Source organism: Amycolatopsis sp. NPDC004378 (assembly GCF_053602455.1).
In genome coordinates, this window is sequence record NZ_JBSGDR010000013.1 from 25,751 (window position 1) to 51,195 (window position 25,445).

The window sequence follows — 25,445 nt, forward strand, 5'->3', positions numbered from 1 at the left end:
GGAACGGGCACCGGTGACCGGTTCGGGGATCAGTGCCCGATGTGGATGTCGTTGTCGTGCGGCGAAGCGATGTCGCCGATGTGCAGGTTGCCCAGCGCGTTGTGGCTGACATCGGTGACGCCGGACACCACGTCGTGGACGGCGGTGCCGTTGCCGCTGGCGATGTCGCCGACGGCGCCCGCGACGTTGTGGTCGACGCTGATGCCCGTGGCGTTCGACACGACGTTGGTGACCTCGCCCAGCGGGCCGTGGCCGTGGCCGCCGTGGTGCTCGCCACCCGAGGACTTCGCGGAGCCGAGGTCGCCGGCGCCCTGGAGGATGCCGGAGAAGTCACCGACGTGGGTCGCGGTGTCGACGACACCGGACACGGCGCCGGTCAGGTCACCGGTGTGCGCCGCGACCTCGTTGGCCGGGCCGGAAACGGTGCTCAGCACCTCGGTGCCGACGGTGTGCGCGGTGCCCACGCCGCCGACGACCGGCTGCTCGGCCAGCGTCGTCAGCTGGGCGATCTGGTTGGCGTCGGTGAGGTACGCCGGGGCGGCGGTCAGGTTCGTCAGCGCGGCCGAGTCGAGGCCGTTCGCCAGGTCGCCACCGAGGACGGCGCTGGTCACGTTGCCGGCGAGCGCGGTCGCGCTGGCGGCGTTGGTGACGTCACCCACACCCGGCAGGGCACCGACGGGCAGGGAGCCGACGCCGGGCAGGTCGCCCACGCCCGGCAGCGAGCCGACGCCGAGGTCGCCGACACCCGGCAGCTCCGGGGTCGCCGGCAGGCTGAGGCCCGAGGTGAGGGCGGTGAGCTGGTCGATCGCGCCCTGGATGCCGGGGGCGTCGGTGCCGACCGGGGACAGGCCACCGACGGCGGGGAGGGCGCCGACGGCCGGGAGGCTGTCGACCGGCACGTAGTCGAGCACCAGCGGGATGACCTCGTGCACGTCGGCGGCGCTGACGTCGCCGAGACCGGCGGCAGCGAGGGCGCCCTGCGGGTCCGTCCCGAAGGCCGCGAGCGCGGTCGGGTCGTTGAGCAGGTTGAGGGCGAAGTCGTGCAACGTCTGCACGGAGTCCATGGGGATTTCTCCTGGTCCGGTGGATCGGGGACAGCATCGGCCGCTACGACCGGTGCTCCGTGATCAAGTTAGGGAGACCGACCCCCCACGCACATCGGGGATCACTCCGAGTCGCGGGCCGGTCAGCCGATAGGGGATCGATATGTCATCGTTAGGGAGTTAGGGGCTCATCCGAGACGCACGCAGTTGGGTTAAATCCCGCCAAGCCCTTGCCTGACTAACCCGTTTGGGTGAGGATGCCCCGAGCCCTAGGGGGATTTCGTACCCCTGTTCGGCCCCACGAGGTGAGGAGGAAGCGCCGGTGCCCTACGTCCTCGGGATCGATGTGGCCCAGGGGCGGACCCACGCCGCGACCTGCCGCCGGCACGGCCCCGGCTGGGGCGAGCCCGAACCCCTGTGGCTGGGCGAGCGGACCCCGGCCGCCGCGTCCGCGCTGTTCCTCGACGACGAGGGTTACCTGCTCACCGGGGACGCGGCCGCGCAGGCGGGCACCCGGGTCCCCTCCCGGCTGCTCACCGGCTTCCACCGGCGGATCGGCGACGACGTGCCGATGCTCGTCGAAGGCGAGGCGTTCCCGCCGGAGACGCTCACCACAGTGCTCGTCGAAGGCATCGCCGAGCACGCCGCGAACGTGACCGGCGGCCCCCCTGCTCACCTGGTCGTGACCCACCCCGGCGACTGGGGCGCCTACCGGCGTGACCTGCTGCGGCGCGCGCTGGCCGACGCCGGGTTCGCCGCGGTCACGCTGGTTCCCGGGTCGATCGCCGCGCTCGGCGCGCACCTGCCCGTCCCCGGTCCCGGCGCGACCGCCGCCGGGGTGTGCGAGTTCGGCGCCGACGGCGTGCACGTCACGCTGGCCACGGCCACCGGCGCGAGCGGCTGGCAGCCGGCCTCGAGCGCGGAAGGCGTGGCCCCGGCCGCCGCGCTCAGCACGCTGTTCGCCCTCGCCGGCGCGGCGTCGACGTCCCCCAAGGGCCTCGCCGGCGTGGTGTTCTGCGGCGACGTCCCGCCGCACGCGCTGCCGGCCCGGCCACCGTGCCCGGTGTTCACGGGACCGGTTCCGCCGGCGACCGCCGCGCTCGGCGCGGCCGCCATCGGGACGCTGCGCGCGGACAACCGGAGCAGCCCGCTGGCACCACCGGCCGTCGAGACCACCCTGCTCCCCCAGGTGGACACGCTCGGTGACCTCGGCGAGCGGCCGCCCCGGCCGCCGGTCGACATCACGCCGTTCGAACTGCCCGAGCGCGCCGGCCCGATGAACCTGTTCCGGCGGCGACGCCCCCTCGCCGCCGCCGTCCTCGTGCTCGCCGCGGCCATCTCGGCCGTGGTGATCACCGTTACCGCCCGCGAAGCCACCGCCGGCCCCGACCCGTCCCCCGCCCCGAGTCACTGCGCCACCCCCGGCGCCCCCTCCGGTGAAGGTCACTGTTGAACACTGTGCTCACGCAGGTTCCCCCGCTTCGTGCCGTCCCCGTGCACCCCGCGGTGCGGCAGCTGCTCGACCAGGTCGCCGCCGCCCCGGCGGCCCCGTTGCGGCTCGCCGTCGTCGCGCCCGGCGGGTACGGCAAGAGCGTGCTGCTCGCCGCGCTCGACCGCTGCTACCGCGAGGCCGGCGTCGACGCCCTGCTCGTCGACGACGCCGACCGCCTCGGCCCCGACCAGCTCGAGGAGCTGCTCACCGGTGCGGACGGCCCGATCGTCGTCGCGCACCGGCCGGCCGCGGTGGCGTCCGGCTGGACGCTGCTGCAGCTCGGCCCGCTCGGTGTCGAAGACATCGCGCGCCTGATCGAGACCGTGAGCGGCAAGCCGGCCGACCCGGCGGCCGCGGCCGACCTGCACGCGCGCAGCGGCGGCGTGCCGCGGCTGGCCGAGCGGGAACTGCTCGGCCGGCTGGAGGAGTTCCGGCCGGAGCTCGACGAGCTCGACGACGACGTCCTGCGCTACCTGATCGCGGCCGAAGCCGGCGCGGGGCGCAACCTCGACCTGCTGTGCGCGCTGCTGGACCGCGGCCCCGAGCAGCTGCCCGGGATCGTCGACGCCGCCCGCGCGACCGGCCTGCTCGGCCCGGACGACACGCTGCTGCCGCTGGCCGAGGTCGCCGTCCGCGACTACGGGCCACCCGCGCGGCGGCTGACGACCGTGCAGCGGCTGGTGGAACTGCAGCTGGCCAACGGCCTCCCGGTGCTCGACCTCGCGCGTTCGCTGCTGGGCACCGGCAGCTCCGGCGCGTCCGCGGCGGCCGCGTTCGCCGCGGCGGCGGCCGAGGCCCTGCCGGTCGACGCACGGCTGGCGACCCGGCTGTTCGAGGCGGCGGCCGAAGCGGGCGACCGCTCGTCCGCCGTGACGACGGGCTGGGCCCGGGCGGCGGCGTTGTCCGGCGACCTCGACCTGGCGTTGCGCCTGGGCGACGGGATGCTCGGCGCGGCCGACCCGGAAACCCGCGCCGCGGGCGCGGCGATCGCGGCGACCGTGCTGGCGCACCGGGGTGAGCTGGCCCGCAGCGCCGAGCTGTACCACTGGGCGTCCCGCACGGCCGAGAGCTCCCCCGCCGCCGACTGGGCGGGCGCCGACGCGTTCGCGGCCATCGCGTTGCTCGGCACCGGCGACGTCGACGGCGCCCGGCGGCTCCTCGACTCCCCCTCGCCCGGCGTCGCCCCGACGCTGTTCGCCGGCGCGGCGACCCGGATGGCCCGCGGCATCACGGATTCCGTGGTCGGCTGCGCGCCGGAGACGTTGTCGACCCTGCTGGGCGCGGCGGCGATGCTGGAGCCGGCCCTGGGCGGCACGCTGCTGCCGGACAGCCCGGCGGCGCTGGCCGCGCTCTCCGCCCTGCACACCGGCGAACTGGCGCTGGCGGAGTCGGTGCTGACGAGGGCGCTGGACGGCGGCATCGGCGGCGAACTGCTGTCGGTGCGCCACCGGCTCCTGCTGGGCTGGGTCGCGATGACGGCGGGCGACCTCGCGACGGCGGCAGAGCACCACGACGCCGTGGCGGGGCGCGAGCTGGAGGCCCGCGACGAGCTGTTCTTCGCGACGCTGGAGCTGGGGCTGGCCCGGCGGGCGAGCGACCTGGTCGGGCTGCAGCGGTCGTGGAACCGCGCGTACCAGGCGTCGATGCGGCAGCAGACGGACCTGTTTTCGCTGCTGCCCCTGGGCGAGCTGGCGATCGCGGCGGCCCGCACCGGCGCGTACGCCAAGCTTTCGGGCCAGCTCGAACGTGCCCACAGCCTGCTGGCCCGCCTCGGCGAGCCTCCACTGTGGACGGTTTCGCTGGTCTGGCACGAGCTGCACGCGGCGATCACGCTGGAGGACGCGGACGCGGCGAAGGCCCACCTGGCGACGTTGACCACGCACGCCCACTGCGGCCGCTACCCGAGCGCGCTGGCCACGGCGGCCCAGGGCTGGCTGTCGGTGCTGGGCGGCTCGTTCGCCCCGGACTCGATCGCCGAGGCGGCGGCGGAACTGCACGACCTGGGCCTCCGCTGGGACGCGTCCCGCCTGGCCGGCCAGGCGGCGATCCGCACGTCCGACCGCAAGGCGATGGTCCAGCTCCTGGAGGCGGCCCGCCAGTTCCAGGGCACGGCGGCCCGCCGCGACCCGGGCACCTCGGAACCGGCGGCGGCCGGGACGGGGCTGGCGGCGTTGAGCGAGCGGGAGCTCGAGGTCGCACGGCTGGTGGTCGACGGGCTGACGTACAAGCAGGCCGGGTCGAAGCTGTTCATCTCCGGGAAGACCGTGGAGCACCACATGGCCCGGATCCGCGGGAAGCTGGGAGCGTCGGACCGCCGCGAGCTGCTCGCGACACTGCGAGAGCTGCTTTCGCGACCCGACGCCCCCTGAGTCCCGTCAGGCGGCCGCCGTCGTCGCGGTGAACGTCGCCGCCGGGCCCGTTCCCGTCGCCGTCAAAGCCGCCACCGTGAACGTGTACGTCGTCGCCGGCTTCAGGTCGTTCACCACCCTCGTCATGCCCTTGATCGTCGGTTGGGTCACCAGGGCGTCGCGGCCCTGGACCGTGATCGTGCGACCGTCGGACACCGTGATCGTGTAGCCCAGGACCGGGGTGTCGCCGGTGGCCGCCGGCGGGTTCCAGCGGATCGAGGCCGCCGTCGCGCTCGGCAGGGCCCGCGCGCTCGTCGGGACCCCCGGCAGTGCTCCCGGCTTCGGACCCGGCGTCACCGGCGCCGCGGCCAGAGACGGTTCGCTGGTGCCGTAAGCGTTTCGGGACGCGACGGTCACCGTGTACGCCGTTCCGTCCGTCAGGCCGGGCAACTCCGCGTATGCGCGCTTCGCGAAATCGGCCGCCGAGATCGTCGCCGACTTCGTCTCGCCGCCACCCGTGGCCGTCACCACGTAGTCCGTCACGGGTGCGTTGTTGAACGCGAACGTCGGGTTCCACGTCGCGTAAAGCTTCCCGGAGACGGCGAACGTGCCGACCCGCGACGGCGCCTCGGCCGGCGCCCGGCCGCCGACCTGGCGCGTGAGGAGGCCGCGGTAGGCCGGTTCGAGGCCCGCGTTCGCGACGATCGACGCCGGGGCGTCGGCCGGGTCACCCAGGAGCTTGTTGCCGCGGGTGATCGCGCCCTTGTCGACCTTGTCGCGATCGCCCTGTTCCCAGTAGTTGTCCTCGGTGAGGGTCGGGTCGTTGTTGCCGAGGCCGTCGCGGTAGTCGACGTGCACCGTGCCGACGTTCGCGTACGCCATGCGGTACAGCACGTTGCCGCGGATCGTCTCGTACGTGTTGCCGTTGTCGGTGTAGACGCCCTTGCCCAGCCCCCACTGGTCGTGGATCACGTTGCCGGTGACCTTCTCGCCGTCGTCCAGCGAACTGCCCGTGATGCCCTGGGTGTAGACGCCGCCGCCGTCGTCGAGCATCAGCATGTAGTCGGAGATCAGGTTGTCCGAGACCGCGTTGTCGTGCGACAGGTTCGGCGTGGCCGGCTTCTGGATCTTGTCCGGCCAGCCGCCCCAGCCGACCGAGATCGCCGAATAGCCGACGTGGTCGATCTGGTTGTGGGAGATCGTGTTCCGCACGGTGTAGCCGTTGACGATCGCCACGCCGCCATGGAATTCGCGCGGCAGGCCGTAGAGGTGGTTGTCGGTCACCGCGACGTCGCGCACGACGTCCGCGTCCGTGTCCGTCGTCGGTTTGTCGACGCCACCGACCTGCACGCCGTTGCCGGAGATGTCGGTGAAGACGTCGCCGCGGACCTGGGACTCCTTGGTCCCGTCGACGAGGTCGAGCCCGGCGCCGCCGAGGTGGGCGAACACGCTGTCGCTGAACTCGACGCGCTGCCCGTGCGACACGGAGACGTTCGCGGGCTCACGCGTCCACGACGCGTACGGGCAGGTGCCGCCGGGCACGAACTGGCAGAGCCCTTGGGTGGCCCAGCCGTTCGCGCCGGTGATCGTGTAACCCGCCTGGATCTCGGAGAACCCTTCCGGCGAAGACGGTGTCAGCCACGTCGCGTACGAGTAGCGCAGCCCGCGGAAAGCGACGTCGTGGATCCCCCGCGCGTCGACGAGCTTCTCCAGCACCGGCACCTCGACGTCGGCGCGGCGCAGGTCCTGGCCCGGCTCCGGCAGGTAGTAGACGACGTGCGCGGCCCGGTCGAGGTACCACTCGCCCGGGGTGTCGAGCAGCTCGAAGGCGTTTTCCGCGTAGGTCGGGTGCCGGCCGTTGGTGAGGTCGGCCGGGCCGACCATGTTCACGCTGCGGCCGGGGATGTCGGGGAACAGCACGCGTTTCGTCGAGTTGTCCCAGCACGGCTGGGCCATCGTGATCGTCGTGCCCTCGGCCGCGGCCAGCGGGCAGCGCGGCTCGGTCCACTGGCCGAGGCCGTCGCGCTGGATGTTCCAGAGGGCTTCGCCCGCGGTGTAGACGAACTCGATGTCCCGCGGATTGCGCCAGTGCGCCAGGGTGTCCGCGCTCGCGGTGTACCCGGTGGCGGTGGCCTTGACGGTCACCGGCACCGGCCCGCGGGCCCGCTGTTCGCGGACGCCGTCGACGTACAGCTGCCGGGTGTTGTCCAGCCCGGCGGGCGCGGCGGCGGCGAACAGCCCGGGGCGGCCCGCGACCGGCCGCCACCCGGTGACGCGCACGCCGCCGTTCAGCTCGGTGTCGCCGCTGCCCTGCCAGATGACGCGGTGCCCGTTGCCGCCGGAGTCCCGGGCGTCGAGGCGCAGCGGCTGCCCCAACCGGAAGACGCCGGCCGCGAGGTGGACGGTGAGGTCCCGCGTGAGGTGCGGCGCCCGCTGCCGCACGAGGTCGCGGGCCTTGTCCAGCGTCCGCACGGGCTGACGCGCGGTGCCGGGAGCGTGGTCGGAACCGCCGAGCGAGACGTAGACGTCGCGGCTCGCGGCGTCCGGGTCCGCCGAGGCCACCGAGCCGGTCGTGGCGAGCAGCGCGCCCACCGCCAGGAGAACGGCCGCCGCGCGCCGCTTCGAGCCCCACTTGGTCAGCATGGGACGAAACATAGGATCTCTCGACGACGATGTCGACAGCTTCCCGCTCAACGGAGCAGGTTGTCACCTATTCATCGGATGGATGTCCGATCAGTCGCGGCTCGGGCCGAAGCGTTCCGTGCGGATGCGGTGCGGGTCGTGGCCGAGGGCGACCAGGATGTCCGCCACCGTCTCGACGAAGCCCGTCGGACCGCAGACGAAGCACTCGGCACCGAACTCGGCCGGCCAGCCCGCGGTGTTGAGCGTCGCGACGTCGATGCGGCGCGGAATGCCCGAGCGGCCTTCGGGCAGCTCGCGCGTGTAGACGTACGTGACGTCCAGGCCCGCGACCGGCGTGCGCAGCTCGTCGGCGTAGTACAGCTCGGCGGGGGTGCGCAGCGAGTAGATGAGCTTGAACGGCGTCCGGACGCCGGCCGCGCGGCGCGCCCGGACCATCGCCATCAGCGGCACGATGCCCGAGCCGCCCGCGACGAGCAGGACCGGCGCGGGGTCCGCCGGGCGCCAGACGAACCAACCGCCGACCGGGCCGCGGATCTCGACGGGATCGCCGATCGCGTACGGGCCGGTGAGGTGCTCGGACACCTCACCGTCGGCGACGCGCTGGACGGTGAGCTCAACCCGATCGCCGTCGGCGGGTGCGGCGAGGGAGTAGCTGCGCTGCGCGCGGTAGCCGTCGGCCGCGGTGAGCCGGACGTCGACGTGCTGCCCCGCCAGGTGTCCCGGCCAGCCGGGGATGTCGAAGACGAGCGTCCGGGCCGTCGGCGTCTCGTCGCGGAATTCGGCCAGGCGGGCGACCCGCCAGGCTAGTCGCCCTGATACCGCTGTTCGCGCCATGGATCCCCGTAGTCGTGGTAGCCGACGTTCTCCCAGAAGCCGGGCTCGTCCCGGGTCTTCAGCTCCAGGCCGCGAACCCACTTCGCGGACTTCCAGAAGTACAGGTGCGGCACGAGCAGCCGCGCCGGGCCGCCGTGCTCGGGGGTGAGCGGCTTGCCGCCGTATTCGTAGGCGATCCACGCCTGGCCGTCGAGCAGGTCGGCGAGCGGCAGGTTCGTGGTGTAGCCGCCGTAGGAGTGCACCATGACGTAGTCGGCGGCGGTGTCGAGGCCACCGACCAGGGTGTCCACCGAGACGCCGCACCAGCGGGTGTCCAGTTTGGACCACTGGGTGACGCAGTGGATGTCCACCGTCGGCTTCTCGCTGGGCAGGGCCATCAGCTCGGCCCAGCTCCAGGTGTGCTTCTCGCCGGTCTCGGTGGTGACCGCGAACTCCCACGTTTCGGTGCGCACGCGCGGGGTCGGGCCCGCCGACAGCACGGGGAAGTCCTCGGCGAGGTACTGGCCGGGTGGCAGGCGCGGGTTGCCGCTGCGGGCCCGGCCGCGGAACCCCGGTGTCACGACGCCCATGCGGCCTCCTTCCGGTCGAAGCGAGCCTACGCCCGGACGCGCAGCCCGAGCGACGTGACGAGCACCGCAGCCTGTTCGGGTGACACGATCGCCCCGGTCAGCTCGGCGTTCACCGGGTCGAGCGCCGAGAGGTCACTGCCCCGCAGGTCGGCGCGGGGCAGCTTGACGCCGTGCAGCATCGCCGCCGACAGGTCGACATCGGTGAACACGGCGTCGGCGCAGTTCGCCCCGGTGAGGTCGGCCTCGCGCATCCGCACCCCCTGGAAGGCGACGGACCGCAGGTCGGCGCCCGCCAGCCCGGCGAACGACCAGTCGCCACCGGTGACGCGCAACGGGCGCAGCTCGCACTCGCCGAACGTCGCGCCGACGAGCTTGCACCCGGCGAACTCGGCGTCGAAGAAGTTGCACCGCTTGAAGGCGCAGCCGGTGAACGCCGAGTCCGTGTGCCGGGACGCGTTGAAGCGCACGTTGCCGAACACGCAGTCGGTGAAGACCGAGTTCACGGTGTGGGCCTCGGAGAAGTCGACCTCCTGGAACTCGCATCGCACGTAGTGCCGCCCGGCGATGCCCTCCCCGTACCAGTCGTCGCGGACGAACCGCCGTTGCTCGACGGGCGGATCTTGCGTGGCATCGGACACCCCGTCAGGCTAGCGGGAAGTGTCCGACTCCGAAGGGCCCGCACATGCTCGACGCCGACGCCGTCCGCGCGGCCGTGCCGATGGCCGCCGCCGTCGACGCCGTACGGGAGGCGTTCCTCGACCTCGCCGCCGGCCTTTTCGTGGTGCCGCAACGGTTGTCCTTCGGGGGCGGCACGACGCTGGTGATGAGCGCCTGCCACACACCGACGTCCACAACGGTGGTGAAGACGCTCAGCCTGGCCGCCGGCCGCACCCCGATGATCATCGGAACGCTGGTCTGGAACACGGCGGCCGGCCAGGTGATAGCCGACGCGACCGAGGTGACCACGCTCCGGACCGGCGCGGCTTCGGGCGTCGCGACGGACCTGCTGGCGCCACCGTCCGCGAGCCGCTTGGCGCTCCTGGGCACCGGCGCCCAGGCCGCGGACCAAGTCCGTGCCGTGGCAGCGGTGCGCCCGCTGAGCCAGGTGGCGGTGTCCGGACGCGACCGGCCGCGCTTGACCGCGTTCGTTTCCCGTCTGAGAGCCGAATTCCCGGGGATCACGGTGCGGGCCGCCGAATCCGCAGCCGACGCCGTGTCCGACGCGGAGATCGTTTGTTGCGCTACTTCATCTTCGACTCCCTTGTTCGCCGCGGACGACCTGCCCGCTCGGGTGCACGTCAATGCGATCGGGTCGTATCTGCCCTCCATGCGGGAACTGCCTGCCGAGTTGCTCGCGGAGGCGGGGTGTTTGGTGGTGGATCAGGTCGGCGCCGTTCTCGAGGAGGCGGGGGAAGTGATCCACGCAGTCGAGAGGGGGTTGGTGGAGCGGTCTTCGTTGGTCGAACTCGGTGATGCGTTGCGGACACCTCCGGTCGTGAGCGGACGGACGGTTTTCAAGTCCGTCGGGCTGGCCGTGCAGGATTGGGCCATTGCGCGGTTGCTCGGCGCTTCCGTGGCCGGTGCCGCGCGGACCTAGGTGGACGATGCGCCGCCGAGCACAGATCGCGAGCACGCCCGGAGGACCTGGCCAGCGCTCGGCGCCGAACGCACCCGCGGGCATAGGCGGTCAACACGCGGACTTGGCGAGCGGCGCAGGTCCGCCCGGATCCGAGTCGACGAGACGCATACTTGGGCGGGCGACACGGGATTGGCGTGCTGCCTGGCTGGGTAAGCGGGCCTCACGGAGAGCAACGCGAGCCGCCGAACGGCGCAATCTTGGGGGTGGCGCGTTTGATCTGTCACCCGATCCGGGAATTTTGCGCGCATGTCTCCTTGGCGAACCACCACCAGACGGAACACGGCCGTGCGGGTCATCACGGCGATCGGCGCGATCTTCGCGGGGATCGAAGTTCTCTACATGATCATGGTGCTCGCCGGTGCCAACGCCGGCAATGCGTTCTTCATCTTCATCAAGTCACTGGCGGTTCCTCTCGCCTTGTTCTTCCCGGGCCTGTTCCCGGTGGACAACCCCAGCCTGGCCGTCATCCTCGACTTCGGTCTGGCCGCGGTGTTCTGGCTGGTCGTCACCGGCATCATCGCCCGCTTCGCGGGCCGGTGACCCTCAGCGGGCCGCTGTTCGCCGGCCGCCTGCCGGCACCCGTCGATCCTGTGTCGTGTCAGCGACATCGGCGACGGGCCACGGCGGGCGGTCACGGCGCCCGGCCGCCCGCGCTCCGGCGGTGACCGGCCGTAGGCAGGCGTCTTCACTCCGCTGCCGGGCCACCCGGCGTCGCCTTCTTCGGTGTCCTTCGGCGACACTGGAGGGATGAGCGACGGCAGATGGTTCGACGGCTGGGCGCCTTGGCCGGAGCTGGCCGGGCTGGCCGCGGCCGGGCGTTCGCTGTTCCCGAACGTCCCGGTCACGCCCGCCGCCCTCGTGCGCACCGTCACCGAACAGCTCGTCGGACGACGGCTGACCGCCAAGGTCGGGGACCGCGAAGTCGGCCTGACCCTCACCGAGCTCGACTACCCCGCCGACAGCCTCCGGCTGGCCACCGGCCGCATCGGCGACGTCCGGATCGTCGCCGAGGACGTCGACTGGCCCGAGCCCGACCCCGAGGACGGCAGCATCCTGCTGCGCCGGGTCACCGTGCTCGCCGAAGACGTCCGCCTCCGCTCATTGCCCACCCCCTCCGCCAAGCCCGCGCGCGTCGAGCTGCGGATCACGGTCTCCGCGGACGTGCTGCGCGAACGGGTGGCGGCCGTCCGCCCCGGGATCGTCGCGACCCCGGCCGAAAGCGGACTGCTCCAGATCCACTGGGCCAAGCACCCGGACTGGGGACACCTGACGCTGGAGGCCGTGGTGGAGGACGACGCCGTGGTGCTCGTGCCGCGAAACCTCCACATGCGACAGCGAAAACTCCGCGCACCCAAACGCTTCCGGCCCATCGTGCTGCCGCTGCCGGAGCTCCCGCCGGGGATAAAGCTGACGAAAGTCGAGCCCCGGCACGACGAACTCGTGCTGCACACCGTGGCGGAGGAATGGCCTGAACGGCTTTCCCGCATTCCCCTGGCCGACCTGCTGAGCTGGCTGACGACCGCCGCGATGACGCTGACCCTGCCGAACCTCGGTACCCGTTCATGACCCCTCCCTGGGTGAGCCGGACACCGAAAACGCTACTCGAACGCGCGTTCGAACATCACCACCCACAAGGGTAGAGCCGCGAACTCACCCATCCCGGTCGCCCAGTTCCGTGCCCGCGCCGAGCGGCGAACCACCAGGGCAGGTCCAAAGAGGTTTCCCGTGACAGCGGCAGATCCGTCCGCGCCAGGCGCACCACGGAATGCGCCGACAGCCTTGACGCGGAAGCGAGCCGGTTCGAGGCGAACAGCGGGCGAAGGAACGGTCTCAGGTCACCGGGAACCAGGTCCCGGACGCCCATTCCGTGTCGCCCCAGGCTTTCCGCTCGTCCGCCCGCGGGTCGAGCACCAGGTCCGTGTCTTCCCGGAAAACCAGCACCGGCCGCAGTTCCGGGCCGTACGAAGGCCATTCGGGCCCGTCGGCGTCGGCGGCGCCGTCCCGGACGAACCGCACCCAGGCTCGGTGGATCAGCAAGGCCGCCCGCTCGCGCTTCGGGTTCACGTCGCTCGCCTGGGCGTACAGCGGCAGCGGAGTCTTCCACGCCATGGTCGTCTCGGTGCCGTGGCCGCCGTCGAGCTGCTCGGGCACGCCGGGCGCGGCGATGTCGATGCGGTAGCGGTAAACGGGCGCGTGCGCGGACTGCGCGTCGGCGAGGCGCTGCGTCGGGATGCCGTAGCGCTCGTCGCCCATCGCGGCGATCTTCGCGGATTTGAGGTCGGGGACACGGCGAAGGTACGTCTCGAGAAGGTGCGAAGCGCCTTCGTCGCCGAGGATGCTCGAGAGAACACCCGACGCCGGAGCCGTCGCGACGTCGTCGCCGAGCATCAGGGCGTACGTGCTGCCTTCGTTGCTGTTGCAGCCGATCAGCAGCGGGACGCCCGCCGCGCTCCCCCGGCGGATCGGCTCGATCGGGACCTCGGGCAGCACGCGCGGGTGGAGCGTCGGGCGCCAGAGCCACAGCGCCTGGAACCCGGTGAGGATGCGTTCCTGCGCCTCGACGAACTCCTTGGCCGGCAACGCCCGGAGCGCGTCCGCGCTGTGACAGCCGACCTCGTCCAGGAGCCGCCGCGCGAGCGCCGTCCCGGCTTCCGGCGTCGCGACGTGGTCCGCGCCGCCGCTGCTGCTGATCGCCTGCACGAACAACCCCTTGCCGAGCGGGCTGCCCAGCAGGTTCCCGACGCTCTTCGCGCCCGCCGAAACGCCGTAGACGGTGATCCGCTCCGGGTCACCGCCGAACGCGGAGATGTTGCGCCGCACCCACTTCAGGGCCTCGACCTGGTCGAGGAAGCCGCACACCCCGGCGTCCGGTTCCGACGAGCCGAAGATCCCCGCGAGGTGCAGGAAGCCGAGCGAGCCGAGGCGGTAGTTGATCGTGACGACGACGATCCCGGCGCGCGCGAACTCCTCGCCGTCGCCCAGCTGCTCACCGTGCCCGACGCGGTACCCGCCGCCGTGCAGCCAGAACAGCACGGGCCACCCGCCGTCCGGCGCGGGCCCTTCGGGCGTGCAGACGTTGAGGTACAGGCAGTCCTCGTCGCAGACGGCCGCCGGGTTCATCGGGTCCGGCGACTGCATCGCGTGCGGCCCGTACTCCGTCGCGACGTGCACGCCGCCCGAGAGCGACGGCGGCTGCGGCGCCTTCCACCGCAGCTCGCCGACCGGCGGGCGGGCGTACGGGATCCCGCGCCAGACGCGGACGCCCTCACCCGCCAGCCCCACCAGCGCCCCGAGTTCGGTCGTGACCGTCGGGACGGAAGCCATCAGAGCGAAGCCTGCTCGACCGTCGGCAGGCAGACCTCGAACCGCGTGTTCCCGGGCTCGGACTCGACGCGCAGGTCGCCCTGGTGGCGTTCGACGACGATCTTCCACGAGATGTCCAGGCCCAGCCCGGTGCCCTCGCCGACCGGCTTGGTCGTGAAGAACGGCTCGAAGATCCGCTGCTTGATGTCCGCCGGGATGCCGGGGCCGGTGTCGCCGATCTCGACGCGGACCTGCTCGTTCTGACCCCACGTCCGCAGCGTCAGCGTGCCTTCGCCGTTCATCGCGCCGAGGGCGTTGTCGATGACGTTCGTCCAGACCTGGTTCAGCTCCGCCGGGTACGCCGGGATCTTCGGCAGGCTCCGGTCGTACTCCTTGACGACGCGGATCCCGCTGCCGATCTTGCCGGACAGCATCACGAGCGTGGAGTCGAGGCCGTCGTGGACGTCGATCCACTGGTGCGGCGCCCGGTCCATCTGCGAGTACTGCTTGGCCTTGCCGACCAGGGCGGAGATGCGCGTGGTCGAGTCCTCGATCTCGCCCATCAGCATCTCGGTCTCGAGCGCGTAGGCGAGCCAGCGGACGGCGCCGTCCATGAAGGTGTCGCCGACCTGCTCCAGCACGTGGTCCAGGTCGGCCGTGGTCAGCCCGGCGCGGACGTAGATGTCGGCGAGGTCCCAGCCACCGTCGATGTCGTGGTCGTCGAACCAGTCGGTGATCTCGTCCTCGCGGTCGGCCTGCTGCATCGCGGTCAGCTTCTCGGCCTGCGAGACCTGCTTGACCAGGCGTTCCTGGACGTCGATGAGCTGGTAGAGCAGCTCCGGGTCGATGTCCTTCTTGGCCAGGAAGGCGAGCTTGTGCCGCATCCCGGCGACGCGCTCGCGCAGCGACGCCGTGGCCCGCACGGCCGCGGCCGCCGGGTTGTTCAGCTCGTGCGTCAGGCCGGCCGAGAGCTCGCCCAGCGCCAGTAGCCGGCGGCGCGAGCCGATCACGGTGTCGCTGTTGCGCCAGCCGAGGTACATGCCCTCCAGCAGGTGCGTCGCCATCGGGAACCACCGGCGGAACTCGAAGGAGAACTCCTTCGAGGGCAGCGCCAGGAACGTGACGTCGGACAGCGCGCGCACCGTCGCGTTGTAGGTGTGCTCGCTCTCCTGGTGCACGAAGAACTGCGTCGCGCCGAAGTAGGCGCCACGCTGATCGGACCGGTTGGTCTCCACCTCGGTGCCGCTGACCAGCCGCGTCATCCGGATCGCGCCGTTCAGCAGGACGTAGAAGCAGGTCGCCTCGCCGCCCTCGCTGATGACGGTGGAGTCGGCCGCGTACTCCTCGAGCACGGCGTTGTCGGCGATCCAGTCGAGCTGGTCTTCGGAAAGGTGTTCGAAAAGGAAGAGCCCGCGAAGCTCTTCCCGCGGCAATGCGCTCATTGTTCCTCCAGGTACCGGTGTACCAGCGTCACGGCCATCGCGCCCTCGCCGACCGCCGACGCCACCCGCTTGACCGACTGCGCCCGCACGTCACCGGCAACGAACACCCCCGGGACGGACGATTCGAGGTAGTGCGGATCACGGTCGAGGGTCCAGCCGGCCGGCCGCTGCCCGCCCGCCACCAGGTCGGGCCCGGTGCAGACGAAGCCGTGCTCGTCGCGGTGGATCGTCTCGCCGAGCCAGTCGGTGCGCGGGACCGCGCCGATGAAGATGAACAGGTGGCCGCTCTCGACGGTCTCGGTGACGCCGTTCTCGCAGAGCGTGAGCCGCTCGAGGTGCTCGTCGCCGTGGGCCTGCTTGACCGTGGTGTGGGTGCGGACGTGGATGTTCTCGATGCCGGCGATCTGCTCGATCAGGTAGTGCGACATCGACGCCTCGAGGGACTCGCCGCGCACCAGGATCGTGACGTCGCTGGCGTGCCGGGAGAAGAACACCGCGGCCTGGCCGGCGGAGTTGGCGCCGCCGACGATGTAGACGTGCTCGCCCTTGCACTCGGGGGCCTCGGTGGCGGCCGAGCCGTAGTAGACGCCGCGGCCGGTGAGCTCCTCGACGCCCTCGGCGTCGAGTGCCCGGTAGGTCACGCCGCTGGCGAGGATCACCGAGTGGGCGGCGATCTCGCTGCCGTCGCCGAAGGTGACGACCCGGGACGAGCCGCGGGCTTCGAGGCCGACGACGTCGCGCGCGGTCAGCACCTCGGCGCCGAACTTCTGCGCCTGGCGCCGCGCCCGGTCGGTCAGCTGCGCGCCGGAGACACCGTCTGGGAAGCCGAGGTAGTTCTCGATGCGCGAACTGGTGCCGGCCTGGCCGCCGGTCGCCTTCTTCTCGACGAGCACCGTCCGCAGGCCTTCGGACGCGCCATAGACGGCGGCGCCGAGCCCGGCCGGACCGCCGCCGATCACGACGAGGTCGTAGAACTCCTGCGCCGGGCGCGTCGACAGGCCGACCGCGTCCGCGATCTCGCCGCCGGTGGGGTTCTTCAGGACGGCGCCGTCCGGGGTCACGACCACCGGGATGTCGGCGTCGGTGGCGTCCGCGGCCTGCAGGATCCGGCAGCCTTCGTCGTCTTCGACGGAGTACCAGCGGTACGGCACGGCGTTGCGCGCGAGGAAGTCGCGCAGCTGGAACGACGGCGAGTTGTACCGGTGGCCGATGAGCTTGACCTCTTCGACCGGCTTGTCGCCGACGGCCTTCCAGGTCTCGACCAGCGCGTCGATCACCGGGTAGAGCTTCTCCTCCGGCGGGTCCCACGGCTTGAGCAGGTAGTGGTCGACGTCGACGACGTTGATCGCCTGGATCGCGGCGTCGGTGTCGGCGTAGGCGGTCAGCAGGGCGCGGCGCGCGTGCGGGAACAGGTCCATCGCCTTCTCGAGGAAGGCGATACCGTCCATCTGCGGCATCCGGTAGTCGGCGAGGATGGCCGCGACGGCATCGCCGCGCAGCTTGATCTCGCGCAGCGCTTCGAGCGCGTCCATGCCCGAGTCGGCACGGATGACGCGGTAGTCCTTCCCGTAGCGGCGCCGCAGGTCTCGGGCGACCGAGCGGGACACGGCGGGATCGTCGTCGACGGTCATCAGGATCGGCTGGCTCACGAAGGTCAGCCTACGGCGCTCAGTGCCCCGCTGGGGAGGACCGCCGTTTCGGCACCTGGACCCGCTCCAGGTCCTCGGCCACGACGATCTCGCCGCCGAACTCGGCCTTGGCCTCGTGCAGGAACCGCTCCGGCTCGGGGTAGCGCTGCGAGAAGTGCGTCAGCACGAGCTGGCGGACGCCCGACTCGGCGGCGACGCGCGCGGCCTGCTGCGCGGTCAGGTGCCCGAAGTCACGGGCGAGGTGGGTGTCCTCCGCGAGGAACGTCGATTCGATGACGAGGGTGTCGGCGTGGTCGGCGAGGGCGTACACGGCGTCGCACAGCCGGGTGTCCATGACGAACGCGAACCGCTGGCCGGGCCGCGGCACGCTGACGTCCTCGAGGCGCGTGTCGCCCAGCCGGCCCGCCCGCTGCAGGCGGCCGACGTCCGGGCCTTCGATGCCGCGTTCGCGCAGCCGCTCGGGGAGCATGGTCCGGCCGTCCGGCTCGACCAGGCGGTAGCCGAACGCCTCGACCGGGTGACTCAGCCGGCGGGCCTCGAGGGTGACCTTCCCGGTGGCGATGGGGCCGTCGTCGTCGATCGGGTGTTCGCGCAGGTCGGCCGTCTCGTAGAACGCCGTCGCGTGCCGGAGCCGTGCGAAGTAGTGCGCGCCGGACGCCGGGAAGTGGGCGTGGACCGGGTGTTTCACCTTGTCCAGCGAAAGGCGCTGGATGACGCCGGACAGGCCGAGGCTGTGGTCGCCGTGGAAGTGCGTGACGCAGAGGCGCGTGATGTCCGTGGCCGCGACACCGGCCCGCAGCATCTGGCGCTGGGTCCCCTCGCCGGGATCGAAGAGGATGCCCTCCCCGTCCCAGCGGAGGAGGTAGCCGTTCTGGTTGCGGTGGCGCGTGGGCACCTGGCTCGCGGTGCCCAGCACCACCAGTTCGCGGGTCGACACACCCGCACGCTACTCAGGACGCGGGAGTGGTGTCCCCCAGTTTGCGCAGCCGGAACGCCAGCACCAGCAGCATGATCCCGTAGAGCAGGGCGTAGATGCCGACGAGCAGCGCGATGCCGAACGCGCCCGCGATCGGGTTGATCACGATGAGGACACCGGCGATCGCCGAGAGCGCACCGGCCGCGATGAGGAACGCCTCGCCCTCGATCTGCTTGCGGAGCCGGATCGCGGCGGCGATCTCCGCTACGCCGGTGACGATCGCCCACAGGCCGACCAGCAGGGCCAGCAGCAGAACCGTGATCCCGGGCCACACCAGGACGAGGATTCCGGCGATGATGCCGAGCGCGCCGAGGATTCCGTAGGCGGCGCGGTGCCCGGCGTCGCCCGGCCGGAAGGCCTGCATCAGGCCGCCGACGCCGTCGATGATCGCGTACACGCCATACAGGATCGCCAGGACGAGGACGGTGGCGCCCGGCCAGACCAGCGCGAAGACACCGAAAAGGACGGCGAACACGCCACGCACCGCGGCGATCGGCCAGGCCTGGCGGGGTTCTACGACGGAAAACGCTGCGAAGGAGGTCATCGGGTCGCTCCTCGGGGTGTATGGGGACACCCAGTATCGCGACAAAACGGGTGGTTGGCGCGATCCACCACCCGTTCGGGCCACATCGTCCTTTGTGGCCGGACACATAGGACCGGCGTGCGCCGCGGCCGCCACCACGGCGCACGCCGGTTGCTCAGGGGTAGCCGACCAGGTTGACCGGCTTGGTGCCGGCCGGGGTCGTGTCACCCGTGGTGTTGATGACGTGCGTGATCGTGCCCTGGTAGTTGAGCGACACGGTCACCATGTCGTGGAACTTCACGCCCGGGGTGTTCGGCGCCTCGAAGGCGTGGGCGCTGGCGACCGAGGGGTTGGTGCTGAAGTAGCAGTAGCTGCCCAGCCCCCACGCCTCGTGGCTGGTGACGTTCGGGCCGACCTTGTAGGCCGAGTAGCCCTTCGTCGCCCCGTTCATCCAGCCCGCCTGGTTCGGCACGTCGTAAGGCATCTCGTTCTGGAAGAAGTACGTCCGGCCGCCGTTGCCGTTCCAGACGACCTGCGTCTTCTGGTAGTGCTCGACGAACAGGCCGTACATCGTCACGTTGTTGCCGTTGACCGTCAGCCCGTTGTCCGCGGTGTTCGTGGTCCAGCCGACGTTGCCGCCGTTGTCGGCGTGGTCGGCGCGCCAGATCCACATGTGGTCGCCGATCACGTTGTTGCTGTTCACCACCAGGCTGTTCGTCGCCTTCCCGACGGCCGGGCCGCCGATCCGGAAGAACACGTCGTGCAGCGACGTCGGGTCGGCCGCGTGGTCCGCGGCCGAGCCGGCCTGGCCGACCTGCATCAGGGTGGCCGAGTTGGTGGTGCCGGCGTCGATCAGCAGGCCGGCGACCTTGACGCCGTCGACGTCGTCGACGTTCACCGCGGTGACGCCGCCGTCCGGCACCAGCGTGGCGATGCCGAGGCCGAGCACGACGGTGTCCGGCCGGGTGACGTGCAGCGCCTGGTTGAGGTGGTAGACACCGGGCGTGACCAGCAGGTTCTTGCCGGCGGCCAGCGCGGCGTTCAGATCCGCGGCGGTGGCGCCGGGCTTGGCGATGTAGAACTGGTCGATCGGCAGCGAGGTGCCCGGCGCGGTGCCGTTCGCCCAGGTCGTGCCGGACGCGTTGGTCTTCACGCTCGGCACGAAGACCTGGTAGTTGCCGGCGCCGTCGATGTAGAGGAACGGCTTCTCGCGCGTCACCGGCGTCTGGCCGACCGTGGTGTAGGGCGGGCTCGGGAAGGTGTTCGCCGGGGCACCCTGGACGCCCGCGAAGACCATGTTCCAGTTCGAGCCGTTCCAGCTGCCGAACTGCGAGTTGCGCGAGATCCACTGCTGCTGCGAGCCGGACCGGACCTGGCCGTCGATCTTGCTGTCGGAGATCCAGCCGCCGCTGGCCCAGCCGCCGTCGTCGAGCTGCAGGTCGCCGCGGACGTGCATCCGGCGGTACGGCGCGGCCTGGGAGACGGCCCAGCGGTCGGCGCCGCCGGTCGGGTTCACCGACACGTTCTCGGCGCCGCGCCAGAAGTTCTGCGTCGCGTTCTGGGGCGGGAACCAGTCGGCCTCGACGTGCACGGCCCCGTTGATCGTCACGGCGTCGGGGCTCTGGCCGAGGCCGAGCACCTGCGTGTAGAAGCCGACGTTGACGTCGTTGGAGTACGTGCCCGGCTTGAACATCACGGCGTAGCGCTGGCTGCCGAACTGGTTGCGTTCCTGCTGGCCGAAGATGCTGTCGAGCCGGCTCTGGATGGTCGAGCTCGGCATCGACGGGTCGAAGACCACCACGTTCGGGCCGAAGTCCGGCTGCCCGGGCTGCGTCGTGTTCACGGGGTTCAGGATGAAGGACTGGGCGGCGGTGCCGTTGCAGGCGTACTGCTGGAGTTGCACGGAATCGGCGGTGGACGCGCCGGGGACGTCGAGGCACTTCCCGCTGTTGCGGCTGACGAAGTGGTAGCGGCCGTTGCCCTCGTCGACGGCCTGCCACTGCTGGTTGGCCCCGCTCGAGTAGGTCCACAGCTGCACGAGACCACCATCGGCCGTGGAGACCCCGGTGACGTCCCACGCGGCGGCCGGGTTGGTGCGCGCGTTGACCCGGAAGTAGCCGTCCCCGGTGGACTGGAACTGCCACTGCTGCGACGCGGTCTGGTTGCACGAGTACTGCTGGACGACGGTGCCGTTCGCGGTACCGGCCGCCCGCGCGTCGACGCACTTCCCGCTGTTGGCGGCACTCACGGTGTACCACCCGTCCGGGGTGATCGCGGCCTGCGCCGGGCTCGTCGTCAGCACGCCCGCGACCAGGGCGGACGCCGCGGAGAGCAGCGTCACCACCCGCCGTCTCGTCTTCATCGAAACCTCCTCAGCCGCACGGGGGCGGCGTCCGTCGAGCAGGAAACGGCAGAGGCGTGCCCGGTCTAGGGGGTAGACGCGGCGTAACGGGCGGGGACCTCGGCGTCACAACCGCGCAAAATGTAACGGCGGCCACACCGGGAGTCAATACACGACTAAAAATAAGGCTTAAAGTCGCAGGTCAGCGCCCCACTGAGCGGAACAGCCGGGAAGAGGCACCCCCTCTGCGGCGGCCGTCCGCGGGCCGTGTACTGTATTGCCATACGAGATGCGGAGTTCACCTTCGCTCCGGGGCTATGGCGCAGCTGGTAGCGCACCTCACTGGCAGTGAGGGGGTCAGGGGTTCGAGTCCCCTTAGCTCCACACTCACGAAACCCCTTCGGCTGGCCGGAGGGGTTTCTTGTGTTCCGAGTCCGATCTTCGGTGGTCGGCTTGCGGCGCGCTCTTGGTGGTGCAGAACTGGAGCACTCCCCCGGCCCCGGCGCACCGGCGGTGCGATCTTCCCGCTGATCTCGGGCGCGGCTGGAGGGGGACAGCCGGTGCCCATCCCGCACCGTCGGCTTGCATCAATTTGAAAGGGTCGCCCCACGGGCTACGGCAGTCCGACGGGCGATCGGTTTACGGCGCACTGCGGATCTGGCTGCTGGCAGTCAAGGCCGTCTTTCGTCTGTGAATCAGCGGTGAATCGCGGCGCTCGTCTCGTACGGTGGCTATCAGATGGCGTCGGCTTTGCTGGTGCGAGCGAAGTCCGACCACGCCGTGTCCTGCTTCAGCGTCGGTGCCGGCCCGAAGAAGACCTCCTTCGCCGTCTGGTCGCCCGCCAGCTGGTACTGCAGCCAAGCGGTGATCGCGCCGACGATCGGTGACCGTGTTCAACGGTCGATGGCCGCTGACGTCGGATACGGCTCGTGCCCACTCCATCCGTCCTGGTGCGACCACAGCAACACTCGGCGGCCGAACACCGGGGCGACCCACAAATGCGAGAGGTCACCGCGATTTCGCAGCGGCTCCTGCGGAACTCCGTCGGCTCGCACGAGCGCGTCGAACGCGTCGGACGCCAGCCCGGTGTAGTCCACGGTCAGGTAGAGGTGCCGTTCGTCGGCTCGGCGCCGGGCCAACGTCGCCAGGGCGCGGGCCGCTTGCGCGGTCACCAGCCACCGTTCCAGCGCGGGCGCCACCGTGGCCATGTCCGCCGGTGCCCGGCCGTGGGCGGGCGTCACGCTGACCGTCGCCGGCTCGTCCAGCTTCTCCGGGTGGCCCACCAGCCGGGCCGGCGCCGTGTGCACCAGCCAGTGCAGGTCGGGTACCGCGGCCGTCACCGGCACCGGGAGCTCGGCGGGCGTGGTCACGCCGTGCGCTTCGCACGCCCTTGCCGCCACGGGGAACACGTCCCGCACCCGGGACAGGCACCGGACGTCGCCGACCGTCACGAGCCACCACCAGCGGGCCGGTGCCGTCCACCGCAGGTCCGACTCACGCCGCAGGTGGGCAAGTCCGAGCTCCCGCTGCTCCCCGACGGTCGACTCGGCCAGAGCCACCCGTCGGCCGTCGGGACGGACCAGGGAAATCCCTCCCCTGTCCTCGCCCGGGTGTGCCGTCGCGTCGAGCACCCGGCCCACCACTTCGACGGCCGCCGTCTCCTGGGGTGAAAGCGCGGCATCCACGCGGTCGACGTCGAGCTGGAGAACGTTCACTCGGCCAGACCCGCCGTGTCATGGGCAGCTTCGTCGACTGCCTTGCTCACTTCGGCCGCCAGGCCGGCCAAGTCGGGCAGGTCCGGGTTCAGCTCCCTGGCTCGGCCGGCGAGCCGCTCGACCAGCGCCGCCGAGTTCCGTGCCAGCCGTACCGCGTCGGCCACCCGGTCGTCGGCGACCAGCCGTTCGATGTGCCAGGCCAGCCCGGCGAGCGTCTCGTCGTCGGTGTCCGGGGACAGGTAGCCGGCCAGCCCCGGCGGGTACCGGGTGCCGGCGCGGAGTTCGGACAGCGCGGTCACCACCGCGGGCTCGGCGCTGACCGTGTCCAGCAGGTCGATCAGCGCGAAGAGCCTGGCCACGATCTTCGGGGGGCCGGGGAAGCGGTCCAGCCACCGCACCAGCCCGGCCTCGCCGCCGAGGTGCCGCACGATCCGGGTCATCTGCGCGGCGAGCGCGGTGGGCAGCTCCGCGTGGAACATGACGAGGACGGCCACCTGGCCGGCCAGCTCGGCCTGGCCGTCCTCGTCCAGCTCGCCGGCGACGAACTTCTTGGCCAGCTTCGTGTCCAGGACGAAGCCCGGTTTCGGGGACTGCTCGTGGTCGGACATGGGCCTCCCAGGTTCGGGACTACGTCCGGTGTGGACGGCCTCCTCGGATCCCGTCCGCTCTTCCCGGTCTCACCAGCCTGTCTCGGCAACGTCTCCGCCGTACCGACCTGGCAGGGTGAATCGGCCCGGCAAATTCAGTCCCCGGTGTGTGAGCCGCCGCCCGCCCGCGGCGGCCATGCTTCGTGTACCCACACCTTTCCCAGGAGGTCTGATGCCGGTCATGGGTGCGGCGAGGTTCGAACGGTTCTTCCGGATGGCCGCGAGCCTGGACGTCGACAAGAGCGATCTGAAACGGTACGACGAGTTCCTGGACCGCAAGATCCACGACCTCTTCGTGGTCGCCAAGGCCACGGCCAAGGCCAACCTGCGGGACGTCATCGAGCCGCGGGACCTGCCGATCACCAAGGGACTGCAGGAGCGCATGCACGAGTTCTCCAAAATGGACGAAGACCTGGAGGTGGTGCCGCTGCTCGAGCAGCTCCTCGCGCGTCCCCCGCTCGGGATCGCGATCTCCGAGGACGCCGAGGCACGGCTCCCGGCCGTCGCCGGCGGTCTCAGCGTGGCTCTCGCCCAGGCGTTCAAGATCGTCGACCCGCGCGTGAAGAACCCCGGCTCCGCCGAGTGGGACCAGGTCTTCCGGATTTTCGACCTGCTCGTCTGAACGCCTGGTTACCCGTGGGGTAGCACGAGATTGTCGGCGATGGCGTACAGCTCCGCCTGCGCGCCGGAGCCCGCGACGGCGACCGGCGCGTCGTGAACGGCCTTGAGGATCCAGAGCGTGCGGTAACCGTTCTCGTCCTGGTAGCGGGTCGCGTGCCCCTGGACCGGGTGCCCCGCGGTGCCCCGCACCTGGCCGGGCTCATCGCCGCGCACCTGGACCGGTGGCCGGGTGGCGCACGTGCCCACCGAGTAGCTCGTGCGCGGGCCGCTCGGGCCGCTCTTCTCGACGTCGAACGCGCACATCCGCAGGCCACCGGGCAGCTTGCCGAGGCCGAACGCCGGGGTGACGGTCGTCGTGCCCGGGAAGGCGACGTTCTCCGCGACGCGGCGGCCCGCGTCGACCAGCTGCTGCGCCGACGCCGTGCTGCCCGGCTGCGCGGCCACGTTGACGTACAGCGAGCCGCCCTCGGGGTGGGTCAAGTACACCTCGTACCCGCCCGGGCCGTCGGAGCGCGAACTCTCCACGCCGGCCCGCCCGCCGAGGGTGACGCGCCGGCCCGGACCGGACTTGAAGGCGGCCTGTTCCACCGGCATCATCCGCATTTCCTGCACATCCACCAGCAGGACCTGGGGTCCGGAGGTGACGGTCAGCAGGTACTCGCCGCCGTACACCGGCTTGTCGGGGTCGGCCGCGCTGCCACCGGTGTTGATCCGGCGCGCGAGGTAGTCGGCCGTGCCCGGCGGCAGCCAGCCCAGCGAGAAGGGCATGGGCAGCTCCGCGATGGCCGCCTTGGCGGGCGCCTCGACGGCGGCCGGACCGGTGCCCGCGGCGGCCTGGGTGTCCTGCGCGGGCCGGTTCAGCGCGGCGACGGCGACCGCGGCCAGGACGAGCAGGGCCACCCCGGCGCCGACCACGAGCGGACGGCTCACCACGGGCCGCCTTCGGTCGAGGCGCCGGCGTGTGGCCGCCAGGACCTGGTCGCTGTCGGGAGCGTCGGGCTCGTGGGCGGTGAAGGTGTCCTTGATCAGGTTCTCGAGGTCCATCAGCTCTCCTTCGCCTGAGCCACGCGCTCGATGCTCAGGCCGTTTCGCAGGGTCGTCAGGGCTTTGCGGGCGTGGGCCCGCACGGTGGCCTGGGCGCAGCCGAGCAGGTCGGCGATGTCGGCGTCGGCGAGCTGCTCGTAGTACCGCAGCACCACGACCGCGCGCTGGCGCCGGGGCAGCCGCGCCAGGCGCTGCCACATGTCCTCGCGTGCCGCGTGGTCCGACGCGAAGTCGTCCGGCCGCGCCTCCTCCGGCGGGTCGCCCACGGCGATCAGCCGCGCCGACCGGCTGCGCCGCCAGGACAGGTAGTCGTTGGTCACCATCCGCAGGACGTAGTGGTCGGGGTGGTCGGCGTCGCTGACCCGCGACCACCGCCGGTACGCCTTGACCAGCACGTCCTGCACCAGGTCAGCCGCCTGTTCCCGCTCCCCGGTCAGCATCGTCGCGTAGCGCAGCAACCGCGGCAGGTGCGCCCGGACGAAGTCCTCGTAGTCAGCCATCACCAGGAAGACTCCCGCCGCGCGCGATCCGTGTACTCCCCCGCGGAACTTCTTCGCGGCCGGCGAGAGGGTTGATCCGTTTTTCCGGCCGACCTACTCTTCAGCGTCGATGCTTG

The 25,445-nt window shown here is 71.5% G+C and carries 21 protein-coding genes and 1 tRNA gene; 7 read left to right on the forward strand and 15 right to left on the reverse strand.

Going from position 1 to position 25,445, the window contains the following annotated elements; all coding sequences use genetic code 11:
• Positions 1-29: 29 nt before the first annotated feature.
• Entirely contained in the window at positions 30-1,064 is a 1,035-nt protein-coding gene (locus tag ACWEN0_RS31355; protein WP_451981623.1) for an IniB N-terminal domain-containing protein, read from the reverse strand.
• 301 nt (positions 1,065-1,365) lie between these two features.
• Between ACWEN0_RS31355 and ACWEN0_RS31360 the strand changes: the two genes are divergently transcribed.
• Positions 1,366-2,496, forward strand: a complete 1,131-nt coding sequence (locus ACWEN0_RS31360) for a molecular chaperone DnaK (RefSeq protein WP_451981626.1) — start codon at positions 1,366-1,368, stop codon at positions 2,494-2,496.
• Positions 2,493-4,904 carry a LuxR C-terminal-related transcriptional regulator gene (locus ACWEN0_RS31365; protein WP_451981629.1) on the forward strand — a complete coding sequence of 804 codons (2,412 nt, stop codon included), beginning with the start codon at positions 2,493-2,495 and terminating at the stop codon, positions 4,902-4,904. Before ACWEN0_RS31360 ends, ACWEN0_RS31365 begins: the two co-directional genes overlap by 4 nt.
• A 6-nt stretch (positions 4,905-4,910) precedes the next feature.
• Here the strand turns inward: ACWEN0_RS31365 and ACWEN0_RS31370 are convergent, their stop codons facing one another.
• The 4 genes from ACWEN0_RS31370 to ACWEN0_RS31385 all read right to left on the reverse strand — a co-directional run bounded on the left by ACWEN0_RS31370 (position 4,911) and on the right by ACWEN0_RS31385 (position 9,567).
• Complete coding sequence (locus tag ACWEN0_RS31370) at positions 4,911-7,526, reverse strand: fibronectin type III domain-containing protein (RefSeq protein WP_451981632.1); 2,616 nt, start codon at positions 7,524-7,526, stop codon at positions 4,911-4,913.
• A 90-nt stretch (positions 7,527-7,616) separates the two neighbouring features.
• Positions 7,617-8,360 (reverse strand): ferredoxin reductase, encoded by a 744-nt coding sequence (locus tag ACWEN0_RS31375; protein WP_451981634.1) that lies wholly within the window; start codon positions 8,358-8,360, stop codon positions 7,617-7,619.
• The gene (locus tag ACWEN0_RS31380; protein ID WP_451981638.1) at positions 8,330-8,929 is read right to left on the reverse strand and encodes a sulfite oxidase-like oxidoreductase; all 600 of its coding nucleotides are present in this window, start codon (positions 8,927-8,929) and stop codon (positions 8,330-8,332) included. The genes ACWEN0_RS31375 and ACWEN0_RS31380 overlap by 31 nt, the downstream gene beginning before the upstream one ends.
• 26 nt (positions 8,930-8,955) lie before the next feature.
• Positions 8,956-9,567, reverse strand: coding sequence for a pentapeptide repeat-containing protein (locus ACWEN0_RS31385; RefSeq protein WP_451981641.1), 612 nt, complete (start codon positions 9,565-9,567; stop codon positions 8,956-8,958).
• A gap of 44 nt (positions 9,568-9,611) precedes the next feature.
• On the opposite strand from ACWEN0_RS31385, the gene ACWEN0_RS31390 reads away from it, so the two are divergent.
• The 3 genes from ACWEN0_RS31390 to ACWEN0_RS31400 all read left to right on the forward strand — a co-directional run bounded on the left by ACWEN0_RS31390 (position 9,612) and on the right by ACWEN0_RS31400 (position 12,134).
• Positions 9,612-10,526, forward strand: coding sequence for an ornithine cyclodeaminase family protein (locus tag ACWEN0_RS31390; RefSeq protein WP_451981644.1), 915 nt, complete (start codon positions 9,612-9,614; stop codon positions 10,524-10,526).
• Positions 10,527-10,853: 327 nt separating this feature from the next.
• A complete protein-coding gene (locus ACWEN0_RS31395; RefSeq protein WP_451981647.1) occupies positions 10,854-11,108 on the forward strand; it encodes a hypothetical protein in 255 nt (84 codons plus the stop codon).
• Positions 11,109-11,315: 207 nt separating this feature from the next.
• Positions 11,316-12,134 (forward strand): LmeA family phospholipid-binding protein, encoded by an 819-nt coding sequence (locus ACWEN0_RS31400; protein ID WP_451981650.1) that lies wholly within the window; start codon positions 11,316-11,318, stop codon positions 12,132-12,134.
• A gap of 264 nt (positions 12,135-12,398) precedes the next feature.
• Here ACWEN0_RS31400 and ACWEN0_RS31405 read toward each other — a convergent pair whose 3' ends face one another.
• From ACWEN0_RS31405 to ACWEN0_RS31430, 6 genes are all read right to left on the reverse strand, one after another.
• Complete coding sequence (locus ACWEN0_RS31405) at positions 12,399-13,892, reverse strand: carboxylesterase/lipase family protein (protein WP_451981653.1); 1,494 nt, start codon at positions 13,890-13,892, stop codon at positions 12,399-12,401.
• Positions 13,892-15,313: an ATP-binding protein gene (locus ACWEN0_RS31410; protein ID WP_451981656.1), complete on the reverse strand. Its 1,422-nt coding sequence runs from the start codon at positions 15,311-15,313 to the stop codon at positions 13,892-13,894. The genes ACWEN0_RS31405 and ACWEN0_RS31410 overlap by 1 nt, the downstream gene beginning before the upstream one ends.
• Positions 15,310-16,962, reverse strand: a complete 1,653-nt coding sequence (locus tag ACWEN0_RS31415) for an FAD-dependent oxidoreductase (protein ID WP_451981659.1) — start codon at positions 16,960-16,962, stop codon at positions 15,310-15,312. Before ACWEN0_RS31415 ends, ACWEN0_RS31410 begins: the two co-directional genes overlap by 4 nt.
• 19 nt (positions 16,963-16,981) lie before the next feature.
• Entirely contained in the window at positions 16,982-17,899 is a 918-nt protein-coding gene (locus tag ACWEN0_RS31420; protein WP_451981662.1) for a ribonuclease Z, read from the reverse strand.
• Between the two features lie 13 nt (positions 17,900-17,912).
• Entirely contained in the window at positions 17,913-18,482 is a 570-nt protein-coding gene (locus ACWEN0_RS31425; RefSeq protein ID WP_451981665.1) for an HdeD family acid-resistance protein, read from the reverse strand.
• Positions 18,483-18,636: 154 nt separating this feature from the next.
• Complete coding sequence (locus tag ACWEN0_RS31430; protein WP_451981668.1) at positions 18,637-20,823, reverse strand: RICIN domain-containing protein; 2,187 nt, start codon at positions 20,821-20,823, stop codon at positions 18,637-18,639.
• Between the two features lie 290 nt (positions 20,824-21,113).
• Here ACWEN0_RS31430 and ACWEN0_RS31435 point away from each other — a divergent pair.
• A tRNA-Ala gene (locus tag ACWEN0_RS31435) sits at positions 21,114-21,186 on the forward strand.
• Positions 21,187-21,695: 509 nt separating this feature from the next.
• On the opposite strand, the gene ACWEN0_RS31440 is transcribed toward ACWEN0_RS31435, so the two are convergent.
• Entirely contained in the window at positions 21,696-22,517 is an 822-nt protein-coding gene (locus tag ACWEN0_RS31440; protein WP_451981671.1) for a hypothetical protein, read from the reverse strand.
• Entirely contained in the window at positions 22,514-23,125 is a 612-nt protein-coding gene (locus ACWEN0_RS31445; protein ID WP_451981673.1) for a hypothetical protein, read from the reverse strand. Before ACWEN0_RS31445 ends, ACWEN0_RS31440 begins: the two co-directional genes overlap by 4 nt.
• A gap of 211 nt (positions 23,126-23,336) precedes the next feature.
• Between ACWEN0_RS31445 and ACWEN0_RS31450 the strand changes: the two genes are divergently transcribed.
• The gene (locus tag ACWEN0_RS31450; RefSeq protein ID WP_451981676.1) at positions 23,337-23,786 is read left to right on the forward strand and encodes a DUF1931 family protein; all 450 of its coding nucleotides are present in this window, start codon (positions 23,337-23,339) and stop codon (positions 23,784-23,786) included.
• 8 nt (positions 23,787-23,794) lie between these two features.
• Here the strand turns inward: ACWEN0_RS31450 and ACWEN0_RS31455 are convergent, their stop codons facing one another.
• Together ACWEN0_RS31455 and ACWEN0_RS31460 are read right to left on the reverse strand one after the other, a co-directional pair.
• Positions 23,795-24,829: a hypothetical protein gene (locus ACWEN0_RS31455; RefSeq protein ID WP_451981679.1), complete on the reverse strand. Its 1,035-nt coding sequence runs from the start codon at positions 24,827-24,829 to the stop codon at positions 23,795-23,797.
• On the reverse strand, positions 24,829-25,329 hold the full coding sequence (locus ACWEN0_RS31460) for a SigE family RNA polymerase sigma factor (protein ID WP_451981682.1): 501 nt from the start codon (positions 25,327-25,329) through the stop codon (positions 24,829-24,831). Before ACWEN0_RS31460 ends, ACWEN0_RS31455 begins: the two co-directional genes overlap by 1 nt.
• Between the last annotated feature and the right edge of the window lie 116 nt (positions 25,330-25,445).

What these genes read in the sequence shown, in the direction of transcription:
- ACWEN0_RS31355 (WP_451981623.1), bottom strand. Translation starts at nt 1,064, where the DNA reads ATGGACTCCGTGCAGACGTTGCACGACTTCGCCCTCAACCTGCTCAAC.
- ACWEN0_RS31370 (WP_451981632.1), bottom strand. Translation starts at nt 7,526, where the DNA reads ATGCTGACCAAGTGGGGCTCGAAGCGGCGCGCGGCGGCCGTTCTCCTG.
- ACWEN0_RS31375 (WP_451981634.1), bottom strand. Translation starts at nt 8,360, where the DNA reads ATGGCGCGAACAGCGGTATCAGGGCGACTAGCCTGGCGGGTCGCCCGC.
- ACWEN0_RS31380 (WP_451981638.1), bottom strand. Translation starts at nt 8,929, where the DNA reads ATGGGCGTCGTGACACCGGGGTTCCGCGGCCGGGCCCGCAGCGGCAAC.
- ACWEN0_RS31390 (WP_451981644.1), top strand. Translation starts at nt 9,612, where the DNA reads ATGCTCGACGCCGACGCCGTCCGCGCGGCCGTGCCGATGGCCGCCGCC.
- ACWEN0_RS31400 (WP_451981650.1), top strand. Translation starts at nt 11,316, where the DNA reads ATGAGCGACGGCAGATGGTTCGACGGCTGGGCGCCTTGGCCGGAGCTG.
- ACWEN0_RS31405 (WP_451981653.1), bottom strand. Translation starts at nt 13,892, where the DNA reads ATGGCTTCCGTCCCGACGGTCACGACCGAACTCGGGGCGCTGGTGGGG.
- ACWEN0_RS31410 (WP_451981656.1), bottom strand. Translation starts at nt 15,313, where the DNA reads ATGAGCGCATTGCCGCGGGAAGAGCTTCGCGGGCTCTTCCTTTTCGAA.
- ACWEN0_RS31425 (WP_451981665.1), bottom strand. Translation starts at nt 18,482, where the DNA reads ATGACCTCCTTCGCAGCGTTTTCCGTCGTAGAACCCCGCCAGGCCTGG.
- ACWEN0_RS31430 (WP_451981668.1), bottom strand. Translation starts at nt 20,823, where the DNA reads ATGAAGACGAGACGGCGGGTGGTGACGCTGCTCTCCGCGGCGTCCGCC.
- ACWEN0_RS31445 (WP_451981673.1), bottom strand. Translation starts at nt 23,125, where the DNA reads ATGTCCGACCACGAGCAGTCCCCGAAACCGGGCTTCGTCCTGGACACG.
- ACWEN0_RS31450 (WP_451981676.1), top strand. Translation starts at nt 23,337, where the DNA reads ATGCCGGTCATGGGTGCGGCGAGGTTCGAACGGTTCTTCCGGATGGCC.
- ACWEN0_RS31455 (WP_451981679.1), bottom strand. Translation starts at nt 24,829, where the DNA reads ATGGACCTCGAGAACCTGATCAAGGACACCTTCACCGCCCACGAGCCC.
- ACWEN0_RS31460 (WP_451981682.1), bottom strand. Translation starts at nt 25,329, where the DNA reads ATGGCTGACTACGAGGACTTCGTCCGGGCGCACCTGCCGCGGTTGCTG.